Source organism: Fimbriimonadaceae bacterium (assembly GCA_019638775.1).
In the GTDB taxonomy this organism is placed as follows: domain Bacteria; phylum Armatimonadota; class Fimbriimonadia; order Fimbriimonadales; family Fimbriimonadaceae; genus JAHBTD01.
This window is the reverse complement of the sequence record JAHBTD010000001.1, coordinates 1,315,285-1,332,164: the sequence shown is the minus strand read 5'-3', so window position 1 is coordinate 1,332,164 and position 16,880 is coordinate 1,315,285. Positions and strand designations below refer to the sequence as shown.

Below are 16,880 nucleotides of genomic sequence, written 5' to 3'. Positions count from 1 at the left end.
GCAAGGTGCGTGGTCAATTGGTTGGCAAGTAGTTCGGAAAAGTTTCCACTGACCAAAACGACTTGCTAACCAATTGCCAACTATTTTCCAATCATGTTCAAATTACTTTCCTATCATTTTCCTATCATTTTCCTATCACTTTCATATCATTTGATAACCGCTTGCCAACTCATTGCCAACACGCCTCTCACTCCCCAACCGCATACTGCTCCAGCCTAAGCCGCATCTCCGAAACAAGCTCCGCCTCGATGTAGATCCCATCTTCTCGGTAATCCACCGTAAGCACACGCCCATAGTCGTAGCACGACTGCACCAGCCCTGACTCCGAATATGGCACCAGCGCCCTTACCCGCCCGAGCAAGCCCTTGACGTGCTTTACAATCAAGGCCATGAGATCGGGGACGCCCTCGCCCGACAGAGCGCTGATCGCCACCGAGTTTGGCCATTGCGCGATCAATTCACGCAGGACTGTGGGGTCCTCCACAAGGTCGATCTTGTTGAACACGGTGATGGTGTCCTTCTCACCCGCCCCAAGCGCCTCAATCGTCTCAATCACCGCGTCGCGCTGGATCTCCCACGATGGATGCGACACATCGATCACGTGTATCAGGATGTCGGCAAACGTCAACTCCTCAAGCGTGGCGCGAAACGCCGCGACAAGCTGAGTTGGAAGCTTCCGAATGAACCCAACCGTGTCGGTGAGGAACATGCTGTAGCCATCCGGCAGGTCGACTTTCCGCGTCGTCGGATCAAGCGTGGCGAACGGCATCGCGTCGGCAAGCAGTTCCGTCCCCGACAAGTGATTCATCAAGGTCGATTTGCCCGCGCTCGTGTAACCCACGATAGACGCAAAGGGGAAGGGGTACTTCCGCCGACTATCCCGCTGTTGATTCCTTACGCGCCGCACATCCTCAAGATCGTCCTTGAGTCGAGAGATGCGCTCTCGAACCAGTCGGCGGTCGGTCTCTAGCTTCTGCTCACCAGGACCGCGCATACCGATACCGCCCTTTTGCCGCTCGAACTTAGTGTAGAGCGTCATCAGTTTGGGCAGCAGATACGTAAGCTGGGCGAGCTCGACTTGTAGCAATCCCTCCCGGGTGTGCGCACGGCGGGCAAAGATATCGAGGATGAGCTGGGTGCGGTCGATGACCTTGCACTTGACCGCTTCGGTCAGGTTTCGAGTCTGCACGGCGTTGATTTCGCCATCGATAATCGCGACGTCGGCCTGCGTTTCTTGCACCAGCGCGGCAAGCTCTTCAACCTTGCCCTTGCCGATGAAAGTCGCCGAATGAGGACGTCCCAAGCGCTGGCGCAGGCCAGCGAGTACGCCCACTCCGGCGGCTTCGCAAAGACCTTCAAGCTCCTCTTCGACGTAGGTGTCTTCGTGCTCGTCACTGTTGATGTAAACGAGAACCGCCTGCTCTTCAATTTGGATTAACGGATTCTCCGCCAATTTCGACATTCAAGTTCCTTTGCGACGGCCACCGATGTCGTATTGGCGGAACCGTCGGCTTTAAAATCGGACCAAGCCGAACGTGATTGCGACCGTCATGCCGCTAAAATCGAGTCCGTCCGTCTTGCTGTACTGGTCATACCGGAAGCTGAGCGCCCATCTTTTGTCGAACACGAAGTCAATTCCTGCGTTGGTGTTCCACCCGAAAGTTCGATCCTTCACTCGGCCAGAGGTGCGCATGATCGAATAGTCGTAATAGGCTGGACCAGCGCCCACGCGAACGATAGGAATCACTCGGGCATCCGGGTCGGCAAATTTTTTCGAGACCGAGGCTGACACGGGAACGACGAACAGACGGCTTCCGTCGCGGCTGGCGGTCAGAAACTTAATGTCTCCGATGACTTGCCAGTCCCTTCCGATCTTTGCCGTAAACGGCTGGATTCCAATCGAAGGGAGAGGATCGCCAAACCGATCTCGGAGCTCTGAGCTGGTGAAGAAATATGCACCTGCTTGGAGAGCGAACCACGGGCGGTTCGAGCCTGACTGTGCCATCGCGCCAGTTGCGAGAGTCGCGAACGCCGCCGCGACAACCAAGGTTCTGTTGATCATCTCTTCACATCATCCTCCGAGAGTTTTTGTCCGGTTCAATTGAGCCCGACCGAGACGATGATACTCTATTGGGCCGGAACGGGCGTAAGGATGGTAAGGGTCGTAAGGCGGGAGCAAGGTCCTTAAGCAATGCCGGCCTGCGACAGTGCGCCGTTACGGCAATGCTTCCTTCCCTTGCGTCCTTACCTCCTTACGATCCTTACTGCCCTTACAGTCCTTCAACCCTTACCTCTCCAACCCGCCATAATCACCCTAATGGACCTCTGGCCCCTACTTCGCCCACTCCTCTTCCAGCTCGACGCTGAAGAAGCCCACAACATGGGCATGGCGGCGATTCAGTCGGGCCTTGCCCAAGTCCCCAGATTCACCCATCCGAGCCTGGAGCAAACCCTCTTCGGCGTCCGATTCGCGAACCCCCTTGGCTTGGCGGCAGGTTTTGACAAGAATGCAGTCGCTGTTGACCAGTGGGAGGACCTCGGCTTTGGCTTTATCGAGGTCGGCACCGCCACCTTTCACCCCCAGCCCGGCAACCCCAAGCCCCGGCTTTTTCGCATCCCCGAAGAGCAGGCCATCGTCAACCGCTTCGGCTTCAACAACGACGGCGCGGCCCGCATCGCCGACCGCCTTCGCATCGCCTCTCCCAGCATTCCCGTCGGAGTCAACCTCGGCAAATCCAAGATCACACCAGTGGAAGACGCCGCGAAAGACTACGCCGGGAGCTACCAACTGTTGCACGGGTTGGGCGACTACTTCGTCGTCAATGTCTCCTCGCCCAACACCCCCGGCCTGCGAGGGCTGCAAGAAAAAGGGCCGCTGATAGAGATTCTTACCGGCATGAAGCAGATCGACGACAAACGCCCGACGTTCGTCAAAGTCGCCCCCGACCTCTCTCCCGCCGAACTCCAAGATGTCGTCCAAGTCGCCCACGAAATGAACCTCACCGGCATTATCGCCACGAACACAACCATCCGGCGGGATGTCCTCCAGCGTGATCCGAATCAAGCAGGAGGACTCTCCGGGAAACCGCTGAAGACCCTTTCCGACCAGATGCTTGCCGAGATCGCCCGATCTACTGATCCAAATATGGTCATCATCGGCGTTGGTGGAGTCTTTACCGGGGAGGACGTCGTGCGCAAGATCGAGCTCGGCGCGCACCTGGTTCAGGTCTATACGGGGTGGATTTACGGCGGACCGATGATGGCCCCGAACTCGCTGGCTCATCTTGCTGCAGAGCTGGCAAAGCGTGGGATGAAATCGGTCGAGGAACTGCGGGGTCAGGCCAACCGCTAACACTTTCTAAAGCGATTTGGGAACTAACTTGACTCAACAATGCGTCTTGAATCATGATTACGGATGTAGTCATGAGAAAACTTGCAAAACTCGGAAAGCTTGAATTCGAAGTCCTTCGCTTCTTGGTCACTCGTGGACCCTCAACGGTCGGCGAAGTAGCCGGAAGCTACGGAGAGGAACAAGGCTACGCACGAACAACCGTTCAAACGGTCATGGAGCGCCTGCGCAAGAAGGGCTTCCTCGATCGTGAGATCAAAGACGGCACTTACGCTTACTTCTCCAAGGTGCCCGCGTCGGCGTTCTTCCTTGGCGTCGTGAAAGATTTCGTCCGCGAGAGTTTAAGCCACGACACCTCCCCAATCGTGGCTTACCTCGCTCAGTCGAAGGGGCTCACTGCAGAAGAAGAGGCGGTTTTACGAAAGCTCGCCATGAGGGTCGAGGAAGAGGGCAGCGATGATTGAGCCGAGTCTGCTTCTGGAGCGCTTGATTTGGACCTGCGTTCAAGGAAGTATCCTGCTCGCGCTCGTGTGGTTTATCACGTCACGGGCCGCGTTCTCCCACCCACGCCTGCGCAGCATTTTGTGGAGCATCGCCTTTTTGCACCTGATAATCGGGCTCGCCGTCTCGCTGCCCCTGCCCATTCTTCCCGAAGCCAACACCGGGACCCTCATCATTAGCAAGTTGGAAGGACAGCCCAGCGACACGCTCCTGATGCAGAACCAGCCCACTGCTTCTGCAGATCGTGAGAAGGGTGGATTGCCGTCGTGGCTAATGCTTCTTTGGGTTGTGGGCGCGCTGACCTCCGTCACACTCCTCACCTACCGCGAATTCAGATTCAAGCGCGGAATGCAATCGGCATCCATCGCGGAGCCAAGCCTCAACAGCCTCGTTGAGAAGATCGCTCATCAAGTCGGCCTGAGGCGAACGCCAAAGATTATCGTATCGGAAGAGATCAAAACACCGTGCGTTTCGGGTGTGATCCAACCTGTGATCTGCTGGCCGCAATCCTTGATCGGCAGCCTGGATCAAGCGCGAGAGGAGGCCATTCTCGTTCACGAAATGACTCACATCAAGCATGGCGACCTCATCGTCGGCTGGCTGGCGGCCTTTTCTGGATGCCTATTCTTCTTTAACCCCCTCGTCTGGCTTTCCAGGTGTGCATTCGCCTCTCAAAGCGAACTGCTGTGCGACCGCGAAGTTCTGCGCATCACGAACATCGGCCGAAAAGCGTACTGCGAACTCCTCATTCACGTCGCGTGCAAGCGGCCCTACCCCCCGTCAACGGTTTATTCCGTCACACGAGAGTTCAAATCGCTGAGCCAGCGAATCGAAAACATGAACAGCCGCTCCATCAAGTCACGCGGCGCGGCCAGCATCTCCCTTGTCTCGGCGACCGTCCTTGCCCTACTCGTTGCAATCCCGATCTCGGCGACTCCCCGAAAGGCCACGACGAAGCCAGACGATAGCGTCATCATGGTGCCCCAGGATGCGATCTCCCCAGTCAGCCCCATCAGCGCCGAAGAGGTTCCGACGATCATCCTCGACCCAGACCAGCTCGTGAATATCGAAATGGTCGGAAGCAACGAGCCCCGAGACCTCGTTCTCGACCAGACACTTACGCTTTCGTATTCAGATATCCAGGCTGGCGCACTGCTCAAGATCGCGTCGGACAAGTTGGGAGTGAAGGTCGATCCTGGCGTGATCGACGGCCTCCACATCACCGCCAAATTTGACAAGATCAGTCTGCGGACGTTGCTCGATGTTCTTTCAAAGAGCACTGGAGTGAAGTGGACCCACGTCTCCGAACGTGAGTTCAGGTTTGAGGGATAGCCTAAGTTTCTGGATTGCGCTGTGCGCGTCGGCGCGCCAGAAGAGCCTATGAAACATAGGAGAACCAGTCACATGAAAAGAAACACAATCAAAAACAGAGGGGCTGCAAGCCTAGCAGCGATCGCAGCCCTCGGTTTCGCAACTCTGGCCGCAGTCCCTTTGGGGTCCGCAGCAAAGTCACATGAAAGCCAACAGCCCCTTCAGGCTATCGACATGATCGATAGTACCCATCTGGCAAAAGACGTCAAGTTGATCGACGGCTCGCTCCTCATCGACGACGTTAAATTGCTCGACCCCAAGGACATCGTTGACGTGTCGGATATCGAGTTGTTCGACGGTCGGCACCTCGTCGTAAACGTCAAACTGCTTGACCCGGACAAAATCGCAGACATCGATGAAATGGGCACCGTCACCGTGTTCGACCCGATCGATGTGGCCGACATCGAGCCTACGGATGCTCCGCGACTGATCATTGGCGCGAAGCTGGTCGATGCGGGGGCCATCGATGCCGTGGACGCAACCGAAGCCCAGGATCTCCCCGAGCTCAACATCGTTGAGTCCGTCGATGCAAAGCTTACCGACCACCTTGGTATTCGCCTCGTCGAAACTGAGGACGTCGTTTGTGAATCCCTCGCCATCCAAGACGTGATGGAGACAAAGTTCACGATAGAACTGAAAGGCGCAACCGCCGATCAGATTTGCAGAGCGCTTGCCTCACTCGCCGACATCAAGATTGACGCGAGCAAGGTCGAAGGAGTGGTCATTGACGAGATCAAACTCGACGAAGTATCGCTCAAGCAGGTCCTCGATCTGGTTGCGCGTGCACTTGACGTAACGTGGCAGAGAGTCTCGGAAAGAGAATTCTCTATCGGTTAGCCTTTCATCTCATCTCCCAACCACCCCGCTCCAAAGCCATAGGGGCGGGGACTTACCTTCATACGACCCCCACGGGCGTATAATCCGCTTGTGCTTGTCACCACACTTCTCGCCTACAGTCTGCTCAGCCTTGCGCCCAAACCGTTCGACTTCCACGGGTATGCGCCCTACAATTCGGCGATCCCCAAACCAGAGTCGATTTTGGGATATCAGCCCGGAGAGCGTCACACCGTCTATGCCGACCAGGAGCGAGTGCTCAGAGGGATCGAGCAGAAAGCCTCCGACCGGATGAAGGTCATTAACTACGGCAAGACCCCCGAAGGCCGTCCCCTTCGCGTGGCAGTGATCAGCTCGCCAAAAAACATTGCCAGGCTGGAAGAGATACGCAAGGACATGGAGACCTTGGCGAACCCCAAGCCAGGAACCGACTACTCCGCGATCATCAAAAGGCAGCCCGCGTTTGTGTGGATCAACGAGTGCATCCACGGCGACGAGACGGCCTCGTTCGAGTCTGGGATGTGGCTCATCTACAACCTCGCCGCCTCTAAAAACGCCACCGTTGAAAAGACGCTGGAGAACACGGTTGTCTTCGTGAACCCGGCATACAACCCCGATGGACACGAGCGGTACGTCGTTTGGTACAACTCGGTCGCCGTCGGCAGCCCGGAACGGAACGCCTTCGAGCGCGAAACTCCCAGTTCAATGACAGGTAGGGCAAACCATTACCGGTTCGATATGAACCGCGACCGCATTATCCTCTCCCAGGACGAATCTCGCGCCGAAGTCAAAGAGTTCCAGAAGTGGAATCCCCAGGTGTATGTCGATCAGCACGGGCAGGTGCGCAACTATTTCTTCCCACCCAACGCAATGTCGCAGAACGCCAACGCCGACCGCGACCGGATGAACAAATGGACCGAAGCGTTCGGGCGAGCCATCGGAAAGAACTTCGACAAGAACGGCTGGATGTACTTTATCAAGGACACGTTCGACCTCTATTACGCGGGCTACCTCGATAGCTGGACCTCTTTGAATGGGGCGATCGGGATGACCCACGAAACCGACGGAGGACGTGTCCTCTCCGGAAAGCGTGACGACGACACGATCCTGACCCTCCGCGATGGGATGGCGGGGCATTTCGTCTCGGCGATGTCGGTGATCCAAGAATCGGCGGCAAAGCGAGAAGAGTTGCTGACCTCATTCCTCAGCTTCAAACTCAAGGGCGTTACTGGCGCTCACGCGGGCAAATTCAAGCGCGTCGTCATCACATCCGAAGACTTCCGACCACTCGATAGACTTGCCGGACTCCTACTTCGACACGGCATCGAATTCACTGTCGCTGGAAAGGCTTGGAAGCAAGAGGACGCCAACAACTACTGGACCGGCGTTAAAGAGTCCACCGAGTTTCCTGCCGGTTCGCTGGTTATCGAAATGGCCCAAGCGCGGGGACAGCTCGCCAAAGCCCTCCTTGAGCCGGGAAGCGACTTCGAGCCAGAGTTCCTCAAAGAACAGATTCGACGGCGTGAGCTTGAGAAAAAGGAAGACAGCGATCCTGATTCTGGAAACTATGAGTTCTACGACCTCACCGGCTGGGGACTCCCTTACCTCTTCAACGTTAAAGCTTGGTGGTGTGAGTCCACTCCCGAAGTTGTGGCAACCGGCGGCTGGGAAGTAGGCGGCGGGCTGTATGAGCCTGAAAAGGCCACGGTTGGCTTTTGGCTCCCTTACACCGATCAGGACGACATCCTCGCCATCGCTGCACTTGCCCAGCAGGGCGTAAAGTGCTACGGCACCAGCAAAGACCTAAAAATGGCAACGGGCACGATTCCCAAGGGCTCGTTCTTAATTCTCCGAGGACGGAACGAAGACGGCTACACCAAGAAGCTCGAAGCGATCGCCGGTAAGTTCGGCGTCACCTTCTGGCCCATCACAAGCGGCTATCCCGAGGCCGAGCGCTACGGCCCCGGTTCCGATCAGGTTGCCCCAATCAAAAAGCCAAAGATTGGCGTCGTCTTTGGCAGTTCAACCGGCTCAACCGGATATGGCCCGTTCTGGTACTTAATGGAGCGTGTCTTTGAGTTAGATTTCACTCCCCTTAGCTCACGAGCCCTCAACGGCGATCTTAGCGAGTACACATGCATCGTTCTCCCGGGTGGCGCGGCCTCGACGGCAAAGTTTAAGGAGTGGGTAGAGGCAGGAGGCTGTGCGGTCTTCTTCGGCGCTAGGGCCGCCGTGGGTGAAAAGAGCTATGTCGATCTCAAAGAATCGAAGCTGGACAAAGATAAGGATCCGCCCTACCTCCCTGGAACGCTCTTTGAAGCAGCAATCGATCCCAAGTCCTTCTTGAGCTATGGCTATCCCCGTGAAAAGGACGAGACGGTTCGGATAGCGATCCCGGTCGATGGAACCACCTATTACAAAGCTAAGAAAGTGAACGAAGGCGCGGTGCTTCTGCCCGCCGAAGCCGAGAAAGTTCGGTTGCTCTCGGGCTGGACGTGGGGCGAAGACACCAACAAAGCCCTTGCTGGGACGGTCTGGGCGCACGAAGAGTCAGTGGGACGAGGTCGTGCGGTGATCTTTATGTTCGACCCGAGCGAGCGAGCAATGTGGCCTGGACACTTTAAGATGCTGCTGAATGCGATGATTTTGGGTAGCTGAAACCTTCGAGAATGGAGTCCGACGAAGACTTGATGCTGTGTCTTGCGACAGAGTCGGCATTGACTGGACTATGGCTCGCCAGACAGCTGTGCCTGCGCTTGCCATCTCTCTGCTGACGCAACTGTCTGCTGTATCTCTTCCACGAGCTGCTTATCTAGCCTATCTCCGGTGGGTATGCACTGCTCCTGCCATAAGCTTTGTATTTCGTCCGCCAGCTTTCTTTCTTCAGGGAATTGACTCTCTATCGAGCAGTCTAAGCCGAACCAGTCGGATGTTCGTTCGAGAATCGTATCACGCAGCCATTTGATGTTGCGTGTGGGGGCGTAAGCGGATACAAAGTCGCTTCCTTGACCGCATTCAACGGTCTGTGCCAGCAAGTAGGCTGCCCGCTTTGTTCGTGTGCTAACTATCTTCTCAATCCATATTGCAGTCGCGTAGAATGTGCGCGAATCGCACTTGTCATCCCAGAGTTGTTGCTCTTCTGCATTGAGAGGAGCACCCGCCCTTAACGCTGCCAATCGATCTTGCTGGACCTGATCGCAGAACAGGTCCGCGTAAGCAGGCTTATACTCTAAGTCGATCATTGGGTAAAAGCAGCCGACACTGACCGTCACATCGAGGAATGCAGAATATTCAGCCTCTGTCAGCTTTCTAGGGAAGACTGACCCCGCCGAAGATAAGCCGTCGACGATTTCGTCCGCTTGCTCGTGTGTCATCTCTTGTCCCAGTATAGCGAGATGGGATGCCGACACAATGCCTCAATCCTCCCCCAAGGATTGAGGCTACAAAGGCATAGCTCCCAACTCCCAGCTCCCACCAACCCCGCTATAATACGATCATGCGCGGTCAACCTCTTTCCCGCTTTATCCTCATCTCCAGTCTTGCACTTGCCGCACTCCAAAGCTTTGCAACGATTGACTACACCGTCGAACCCATGCCTGACGCCGGAGAGCTTCGCGTCGCCGTCAGCTTCACCGCCGACACTACCTTCACCGACATCCAAGCCCCCAACTGGGCCCCGGGAAGCTACCGCCTGCAAGAGATGTCACGGACGATGAAAGAAGTCACCGCCAAAGACGGAGCCGGTCAGACCATCGAAATGCGCCAGCCAAACGCCTACACCTGGAGCATGATCGCCAAGCCCGGAACGAAGGTGACATTCGCCTACACGGTCCCCCGCGCCTTCGTTGCCGGAGCATTGGAGTACCCCGGCCCGGCAACTTACGTGTATGTCGTCGGACGCAAGGAGGAGGACTGTCGCCTAGCCGTCAAGCTCCCGAAAGACTGGAAGATTGCAACCGGCCTCGACCCCGTGCGTGGCTCAGAGCACACCTACTCGGCCCCCACCTACGACGTCTTTGCCGACTGCCCCGTCTCCATGGGTGACCTCATCATCGACACCTATGCTTCGCGGGGAAGGACGCACTCGATCGCCTTGCGAGGGGCCGCGAAGGAGTTCGTCGACCGCGATTATCTCATCCGCATCTGCAAGTACATCTCCGACTTCCAAGCCGACTTCTTCAGCGGCCTGCCGTTCAAGCACTACGTCTGGCACTTCAACGTCAACGACCGGACAGACGGCGCAGGCGGCTTGGAACACCTGAACAGCACCTCGATCAGCATGGCCGCAGGCATGGGAGTGGGCACCATCGGCGTCTATTCGCACGAATACTTCCACCTGTGGAACGTCAAGCGCATCCGCTCCGCCGTGCTCGGCCCGTTCGACTACACTCAGCTCCCCAAAACGGGCGCGCTGTGGTGGCTGGAGGGGGTGACCGACTACTACGCGCACCTCCTGCCCACGCGCTACAACCTCTTTGACGATCAGGAGCTTTACCGCGTCCTCGTCAACAACCACAACGCCGTGCAGAACAACGCCGCCCATTTGGAGGTCAGCCCGCACGAAGCAAGCATGCGCGTCGGTGAAACGAACAACGGACGCGGCAACAGCAACGGCTATCGCATCAGCTACTACAACTACGGCTGGGTGGCGGGCTTCTGCCTCGACGTCGAGATTCGGCGACTCACAGGCGGAAAGCGCTCGCTCGACGATGTGATGAAGGCTCTCTGGGAGATGTGCAAAGACGATCAGGCGGGATTCCCCGAAGATGAGATTCGGCGGCAGTGCATCCGTTTCGGCGGTCCCGAGATGGGCGCCTACTACGACAAGATCGTCATGGACGCCGGGGATATGCCCGTGCCCGAGCAGCTGGCTCGTATGGGCCTGGAGATGAAGGATGTGGAGGAGGAGACCAAGGACCTCGGGTTCAACTGGGCGCCCATGCCCGGGGAAAAGGCGATCCGGGTGAGCAACCCCCGCGCCGACGTCCGCGATGCGCTCAAGGTCGGCGATCTCATCGTGGCGATCAACGGCAAGCCCGCCTGCGGCGACACCACCCGGTCGGGCGTTCTGGCGATGAACGCGCTCATCGAGAGCGTCGCCGAGGGTGAAGTCCTGACGCTCACGATCAAGCGAGAAAGCGGCACCGACACCGTGAAGTCAACGGTCCAAATCCGCAAGCGAACGGTAAAGCGAGTCGTCGAATTGCCGAACGCCACCGAAGAACAGAAAACCCTGCGAGCCGGGTGGATGTACGGCAAAGCGATGAAGCCCGGCACACTGTTCGATCACAGCAAGTAGGCTATCGGCTATCGGCTATCGGCTATCGGCTATCGGCTATCGGCTATCGGCAATCAGCTATCGGCGATCCCCAACGTGATTGCCGATAGCCGATAGCTGATAGCTACTTCGGAATCAACTTATCCAAAACATCGGCCATCCGAGCGGAAGCGAGCAGAATCCGTGTCTCCGCCACTCTGAGCGCGGCCTTGTCGTAGTCGCTAACCAGGTTGTCGGCAGGATAGCCGACCGCCCGAATAGCCTCCTGCCCTTCCATCGCCCAGGACATCGGATTCTGGTTGGCTCGCTTCTTGTCAAAAGCCGCCTTGTCCTCGGCATCCAGCTTTGAATAGCCTTCAGCGTAGAGCTGCTTGGCATATGCGGGCAGGCCCAGACTTCGCGCCTTGTCGTCAAAAAGGTTGTCCCAGTAGGCATGCAGGTTAGAGTTGCCGTGCTTTACGCCGTTGCCGCCCCGGTCGCTCTGCCCGTCGGGAAGCTTTCGGGCGATGCAGTGCAGCGGCTGGTGCAGATCGCCGATCAGATGCGTCAGCCATGCGACAGCCCAAGCCTGCTCGGGTGCCTCCTTGGGAAAATACTTCACGTACGAATCGGTCATGGTAACGGCGTTCGGCTCGCGCAAGAATTCGTTGCGGCCATTCGTTTCGTACGAAAGGTTGATGTAGTGGTGCGCAGAATGCTTCGAGGCTACGGCGTAGTCCCGAATCCAGTCGGCAAACGTGGCGATCTTGGGCAGATCGGTCATGAGATCGGCAATCCACTTGTCCGGATCGCCCTTCTCCTCCATGCGCGAATTCTGCGAAAACCCGCCCGCCTTTAACTCTCGCCACTGCCGACTGTTCGGAAGATGGACGATCAGCTTCTCCAAGCGGGGCTTGAGGTCAGGCCGGAACTCCAGCGCGATAAGGACAGAAAGTCGGTGTCCGTTGTGGTCCCAGGCAAGGGCGTGGGCGGTAGCTAAGCAGAGAACAAGGCTCACAAAAGCAAGCCGCACGCAAATACGAAAAACCCCAGTCATGGTGAGATTCTAATCCTCTCGTGTTAAGAAAGCTATAAGTTCTCAGCCTGACCGGCTAACTGGTGCCAGGAGCAACCCTAGTTCATGCTCTTCCGGTGAAACTCTTCACCCCGACTGCGCCCGACCGGTTTCACCGCCGCCACATTCTCCGACTCATAATCCAGCAGCTTCAGCCAGTCTTCCTGAGTGTCACCCTTCGGGAAGATTTCGTTCTCCTTATACTCCGCCGCGACCGATGTCTCCAAATCCTCCAGAGTAATCCCGTTCGGCTTATCCGGATCAGCAACGGCTCGGCGGATGGCATATTCCTTCGCCCGATCCACGACCGACTTTAGCAACGCCCCGCTCACCAAGTCGCGCCAATACAGCGTCTCCGTACTCGCGTTTCGCAGGCTCACCTTCAAGAACTCCGTTTCCTTAGTTTTGCGCCAGATGAATTCAGTGGTCTTCTCGATCAGCTCAGCGCGAGCACAATCCTCCTCGCCTTGATATCGCTTCATGAGCTCGGGATCAAGCGGAAGTCCGGGCTTGAGATAGATCGAAAGAATCTGTCGGGTGGCGTCTTTATCAGGACGACCGATCTTCACCTTCCGATCGATCCGCTCGGGCCTTAGAACCGCCGGGTCGATGTAGTCCGGGCGGTTCGAGGTCAGCATCAACACAACGTTGTCCAAAGACACCAGACCATCCAACTCCGCGCAGAACTGGGGCACGACGGTGTTGCTGATATTTAGCCAGCGTCCACTGGAGCGCGTTCGCAGGACCGATTCGGCCTCATCCATAAAGATGAACACCAAACGCCCCTCTTTGGCCTTCTCACGGGCTGTTGTGAAGATCTCCCGCACCATGCGCTCCGTCTCGCCCAGCCACATGTTCAAAATCTTAGGGCCGCTGATGTACATGAAGTATTCCTTCACTTCATGGCCCACACGCGCGGCGTATTCCTTCGTGAGGTTGTAAGCGGTGGCTTTGCCGATCAGCGTCTTGCCGCAGCCCGGAGGGCCAAACAGCAAGATGCCCTTGATCGGCTTCTTGTCGTACTTTTCGTAAATCTCGGGGTGGAGCAGCGGGTGTTCGATAGTCTCGCGGATCAAGCTGATGGCGTGCTGCTGCCCGCCCACCTTCTCCCAAGGCATCTCCGGCACTTCCTCAAAGAAGTAATCTCGAACTTCTTGCTTGGGCATGTGCTCGATCGCAACCCTTCCCGTAGCCTCCAGCCGAAGCTCATCTCCAACCTCAATCTTCGCGTCCTTCAGGTTCGCTCCACGCAGGACGATTCGTCCTCCGCTGGCTTGGGGCGTGTCTGAGCCCAATCGGATGCGGTTTTCGTCCAAGACCTCGCCAACCTTTACGATCGGGCCAGCTTCCGATTCTGGCAATATCCCAACAACTGCATAAGCCTCGTTCAGCTTCACGCGCGTGCCACGCACCAAGCGCTCACTGTCAACCTTGGGGTCCACGAGCACCACGTAGTCGGTATCGCCCAGCGCGATCATCGCTTGCTCGTGGTTGTCATCCAGCCAGTTCAGGAAAACGCCGGTCCGATTGGCGGGCGCGGTGAGCTTTTGGTACGCCTCTTCATATTCGGCGACCAGCTTTTCAAGCTCTTCTCGTCCGGCGTCGTCCTTCGCCAGTTGCTGCTCAAGCGCGGCGATGTAGTTTTGGAGTTTGGGGTCCGGAGGCGCAGCTTCGCGTATGCGCGCGAGGATCTCGTAGGCCCGGGACACAGTGTCGCTCATATATCTCAATCATACGCCGACTTCGGGCGTTCTCGTACACGGTCGGGACTTGATATGTGCAGGCGTTGGCATCTGAAATCCGCTTTGCGGCTTTCGTCCCTTGGTGCTGCTACATGAAACCCCGTCAGTCCACCAGACTGAGAGTCTGGAAGACCGCCTCTAATCTCTCCATATCTGCTGATATGGAGGGTCAATCTGAGGGTTGGTACCCTCCATAACGGCAGTTCTGGAGTGATCGTACAGTCAAAAATGGCAACTAAGGGTCACTGTTTCGGATAAGCCCAGACTGGCTTCTGACTCAGCCAAGACTCCATCATCTTCCCGACCTTGCCCAGAGACTCAGCCGAGCACTTATCCGGCGTGTCCGCCAGCGTGTGCCACGGATCGTAAGAGAAGTCGATCAGATCGATTGTCGGGACACCCTTTTCATTCAAGGCTAGGTGATCGTCATAAATCTCGGGCCCGATCTTCTTAGGGAACGTGCTCGACATGCCAATCTTCTGTGCATGGCTGTAGAAGGCGTTCACCAGCGGACCGGCGAGACGCATGCTATTTGGCTCCATCGGTACCTGTAAGTCTTTGTCGCCGATCATGTCCAGCAAAATGCCGTAATCCGGCTTCGGGCTGGGCAGATTCTTGGAAAAGTGAACCGCTCCCAAGAACATCTCTTCCAGGCTTGGGCCAAGGTCCTCGCCGTCGGTCATCAGATACATGATGCCAAGGTCGGCGGGCCGCTTGTCCTTCATCACTCGCATCAGCTCAAGCAGTACAGCGACGCCGCTCGCGCCGTCGTTCGCGCCGGCGATCGGCTGCTTCTGCTTGTCGGAATCCCATTCCATGTCGGCCGTCGGACGAGTGTCCCAGTGCGCCAATACCACGATACGCACCTTCGCATCCTTCCAGCCCTGCTCGCCGATGATGTTCCACATCTGTTTGCGGGCGCGGGTTGCGGACCAAACGTGAACAAACTCCTGAAGCCGCACGTTCTCGGTGTGCTTCTTCATCTCCTCGACAATGTAATCGCGGCATTTCACGTGCTCATCGGTTCCCGGGACGCGAGGACCGAACTCCACCTGCTTCATGAGATGCGCCCAAGCTTTCGCCTGATCGAAGGCGTAGCTCTCCGCTTTAGGAGCGGATTGGGTGGGTGAACCCGTTTGGGACTGGCTTGGGTCGGTAGCCGTAAAAGCACACGCCGACACGACAGCGGCAACACCTACGACTGTGACGAGATATTGACCCAGCGTGCGCGACTTTCGGCGGATTTCTTGCCTTTGAGCGCCTTTTCGACCGTCATTCCCGACAGCGTCGATGTGATTTTGTTCTTGTCCCATATCTTGAAGTACCCCAAGCCGCCACGGCCAAGCGTCGCCGGCATAGCGATATTGTAGGTCTTATTCTCGTCGAGACGCGACCCCCCTGCCGTGATGCTGCGAATTCTCGAATTCGGGTCGGCCTTGCCGTCAAATTCGATTTCGAAGCCGGAGACCTGCAGGAAGCTGGTGTTCGCTTCGGGATATAGGGCGATAGAACGCTCAAAAGCCTGCTTGATCTGACTGCCCTTTAGAGCAACGACCACAATCTCGTCGTCGCCAAACTGCATCAGCGTCGATAGATCGTCGCTGTCGAACTTATCCTTCACCAAACCGGCGGCAAGAAACGCCCCGTCAGCGCCAGCCGCATCACGAATGAGGTCCGCTGCAGCCTGCGAGGGTAGATGCGCACTGTTCGATGGGCTCTTCTGTGCGAAGGCCACCACCGTCAAAACTAGCGCTATGCCAAGGAATAAGTATCTTTTCATCGAATTCGACTTGTGTTTCAAACGTTCCAAAACTTCCTACGTTACGGACCAGTGTACAGGTTTCGGACCTTCGTCCGTGTGACGCACTTCCTATGGGACTTTGAGGTTCAAGCCTCATCATCGGACAAATGCGCCAGTCTTGAAGTCCGGGACTGGGACTTCTTATCAAAGTCTTAACAGGCAATCTTCGTGCCTTTTATAAATGGATTCTGACGTTCCCAGCGATCAGCCTTGTGTGCCCCCCGACTGAATTGCCTCTATCGACACCTGTTTGACCGTCTTGCAAAGGCTTACATAGTATCCGTCGGGGTCTTTCACCGAGAACGTTCGGTCTCCCCAAAATTCGTCGCCGATCTCCTTCTCGATAGCAGTCCCCCTGGATTTGACCTCTTCATAGTAGGCGTCGATATCCGTCTCTTCGGAAACATAAAGCATGAAGACCGCGCCAACACCCTTATTCGCCAGTCCGGGCTGCTTGCTCAGGCCGACGTTGACTCCTGGCCCAGAAGAGACCATTGCGAACATCGCGGAGCCGTCCTCTCCCGGCATATTGAAAAGTTCGGAAAAACCAAGATTGTGAGTGTAAAAGGCAGAGCTCGCTTCAACGCTCTCAACGGCAAGGATGGGAATGATCATGATGGACTGGCCTCCAGTTAGGGCTAAACAAGAGTCCAGTCTACGGGAATCGCACGACTCCCGAACTGAACAATGTCCATATTTTCAGTAGGACAATCTCATGGCACGCGGCTTAGAGAAAAAGCGGCGACAAGGCGATCAGGACGACCACCAGCGCCCGCATCCAAAGCGAAGGAGGGTTTTTCAGCCTGCCCTTGCGGTTGAGCATAACCAACGCCACAAGCCAAAGGATGCTTCCCAAGAGGACGGCGGCTTCGTATTCCACCACTGTCCATTATCCACTTCACTCCAAGCAACCTCATACAAACCGCCGCTACTCAATATTTGATTGAACA

General features: G+C 56.7%; 15 protein-coding genes. 6 read left to right on the top strand and 9 right to left on the bottom strand.

Translation table 11 applies throughout. The features are described from left to right. Positions 1-187: 187 nt before the first annotated feature. Together hflX and KF784_06240 are read right to left on the bottom strand one after the other, a co-directional pair. Complete coding sequence (gene hflX / locus KF784_06245; GenBank protein ID MBX3118646.1) at positions 188-1,462, bottom strand: GTPase HflX; 1,275 nt, start codon at positions 1,460-1,462, stop codon at positions 188-190. Between the two features lie 51 nt (positions 1,463-1,513). Continuing rightward, on the bottom strand, positions 1,514-2,062 hold the full coding sequence (locus tag KF784_06240; protein MBX3118645.1) for an outer membrane beta-barrel protein: 549 nt from the start codon (positions 2,060-2,062) through the stop codon (positions 1,514-1,516). A 255-nt stretch (positions 2,063-2,317) separates the two neighbouring features. On the opposite strand from KF784_06240, the gene KF784_06235 reads away from it, so the two are divergent. From KF784_06235 to KF784_06215, 5 genes are all read left to right on the top strand, one after another. Further along, positions 2,318-3,352 carry a quinone-dependent dihydroorotate dehydrogenase gene (locus tag KF784_06235; GenBank protein ID MBX3118644.1) on the top strand — a complete coding sequence of 345 codons (1,035 nt, stop codon included), beginning with the start codon at positions 2,318-2,320 and terminating at the stop codon, positions 3,350-3,352. A 71-nt stretch (positions 3,353-3,423) separates the two neighbouring features. Further along, positions 3,424-3,813: a BlaI/MecI/CopY family transcriptional regulator gene (locus KF784_06230; GenBank protein ID MBX3118643.1), complete on the top strand. Its 390-nt coding sequence runs from the start codon at positions 3,424-3,426 to the stop codon at positions 3,811-3,813. Further along, positions 3,806-5,182: a M56 family metallopeptidase gene (locus KF784_06225; GenBank protein ID MBX3118642.1), complete on the top strand. Its 1,377-nt coding sequence runs from the start codon at positions 3,806-3,808 to the stop codon at positions 5,180-5,182. The genes KF784_06230 and KF784_06225 overlap by 8 nt, the downstream gene beginning before the upstream one ends. 72 nt (positions 5,183-5,254) lie before the next feature. Next, positions 5,255-6,058, top strand: a complete 804-nt coding sequence (locus KF784_06220; protein MBX3118641.1) for a hypothetical protein — start codon at positions 5,255-5,257, stop codon at positions 6,056-6,058. 90 nt (positions 6,059-6,148) lie between these two features. Next, a complete protein-coding gene (locus tag KF784_06215; GenBank protein MBX3118640.1) occupies positions 6,149-8,713 on the top strand; it encodes a hypothetical protein in 2,565 nt (854 codons plus the stop codon). Positions 8,714-8,781: 68 nt separating this feature from the next. On the opposite strand, the gene KF784_06210 is transcribed toward KF784_06215, so the two are convergent. Beyond that, entirely contained in the window at positions 8,782-9,429 is a 648-nt protein-coding gene (locus tag KF784_06210) for a hypothetical protein (GenBank protein ID MBX3118639.1), read from the bottom strand. Between the two features lie 122 nt (positions 9,430-9,551). Between KF784_06210 and KF784_06205 the strand changes: the two genes are divergently transcribed. Beyond that, positions 9,552-11,354, top strand: coding sequence for a M61 family metallopeptidase (locus KF784_06205; protein MBX3118638.1), 1,803 nt, complete (start codon positions 9,552-9,554; stop codon positions 11,352-11,354). A gap of 103 nt (positions 11,355-11,457) precedes the next feature. Here KF784_06205 and KF784_06200 read toward each other — a convergent pair whose 3' ends face one another. From KF784_06200 to KF784_06175, 6 genes are all read right to left on the bottom strand, one after another. Next, positions 11,458-12,369 carry a S1/P1 nuclease gene (locus KF784_06200; GenBank protein ID MBX3118637.1) on the bottom strand — a complete coding sequence of 304 codons (912 nt, stop codon included), beginning with the start codon at positions 12,367-12,369 and terminating at the stop codon, positions 11,458-11,460. Positions 12,370-12,446: 77 nt separating this feature from the next. Continuing rightward, on the bottom strand, positions 12,447-14,108 hold the full coding sequence (locus tag KF784_06195) for an AAA family ATPase (GenBank protein MBX3118636.1): 1,662 nt from the start codon (positions 14,106-14,108) through the stop codon (positions 12,447-12,449). Between the two features lie 263 nt (positions 14,109-14,371). Then, positions 14,372-15,310, bottom strand: a complete 939-nt coding sequence (locus KF784_06190) for a M28 family peptidase (GenBank protein MBX3118635.1) — start codon at positions 15,308-15,310, stop codon at positions 14,372-14,374. Between the two features lie 14 nt (positions 15,311-15,324). Next, a complete protein-coding gene (locus tag KF784_06185; GenBank protein ID MBX3118634.1) occupies positions 15,325-15,909 on the bottom strand; it encodes a 5'-nucleotidase C-terminal domain-containing protein in 585 nt (194 codons plus the stop codon). Between the two features lie 225 nt (positions 15,910-16,134). Beyond that, complete coding sequence (locus KF784_06180; GenBank protein MBX3118633.1) at positions 16,135-16,545, bottom strand: VOC family protein; 411 nt, start codon at positions 16,543-16,545, stop codon at positions 16,135-16,137. A 112-nt stretch (positions 16,546-16,657) separates the two neighbouring features. Beyond that, positions 16,658-16,810 carry a hypothetical protein gene (locus KF784_06175; GenBank protein MBX3118632.1) on the bottom strand — a complete coding sequence of 51 codons (153 nt, stop codon included), beginning with the start codon at positions 16,808-16,810 and terminating at the stop codon, positions 16,658-16,660. Positions 16,811-16,880 lie beyond the last annotated feature (70 nt).

What these genes read in the sequence shown, in the direction of transcription:
- hflX (MBX3118646.1), bottom strand. Translation starts at nt 1,462, where the DNA reads ATGTCGAAATTGGCGGAGAATCCGTTAATCCAAATTGAAGAGCAGGCG.
- KF784_06240 (MBX3118645.1), bottom strand. Translation starts at nt 2,062, where the DNA reads ATGATCAACAGAACCTTGGTTGTCGCGGCGGCGTTCGCGACTCTCGCA.
- KF784_06235 (MBX3118644.1), top strand. Translation starts at nt 2,318, where the DNA reads ATGGACCTCTGGCCCCTACTTCGCCCACTCCTCTTCCAGCTCGACGCT.
- KF784_06230 (MBX3118643.1), top strand. Translation starts at nt 3,424, where the DNA reads ATGAGAAAACTTGCAAAACTCGGAAAGCTTGAATTCGAAGTCCTTCGC.
- KF784_06225 (MBX3118642.1), top strand. Translation starts at nt 3,806, where the DNA reads ATGATTGAGCCGAGTCTGCTTCTGGAGCGCTTGATTTGGACCTGCGTT.
- KF784_06220 (MBX3118641.1), top strand. Translation starts at nt 5,255, where the DNA reads ATGAAAAGAAACACAATCAAAAACAGAGGGGCTGCAAGCCTAGCAGCG.
- KF784_06210 (MBX3118639.1), bottom strand. Translation starts at nt 9,429, where the DNA reads ATGACACACGAGCAAGCGGACGAAATCGTCGACGGCTTATCTTCGGCG.
- KF784_06205 (MBX3118638.1), top strand. Translation starts at nt 9,552, where the DNA reads ATGCGCGGTCAACCTCTTTCCCGCTTTATCCTCATCTCCAGTCTTGCA.
- KF784_06200 (MBX3118637.1), bottom strand. Translation starts at nt 12,369, where the DNA reads ATGACTGGGGTTTTTCGTATTTGCGTGCGGCTTGCTTTTGTGAGCCTT.
- KF784_06195 (MBX3118636.1), bottom strand. Translation starts at nt 14,108, where the DNA reads ATGAGCGACACTGTGTCCCGGGCCTACGAGATCCTCGCGCGCATACGC.
- KF784_06185 (MBX3118634.1), bottom strand. Translation starts at nt 15,909, where the DNA reads ATGAAAAGATACTTATTCCTTGGCATAGCGCTAGTTTTGACGGTGGTG.
- KF784_06180 (MBX3118633.1), bottom strand. Translation starts at nt 16,545, where the DNA reads ATGATCATTCCCATCCTTGCCGTTGAGAGCGTTGAAGCGAGCTCTGCC.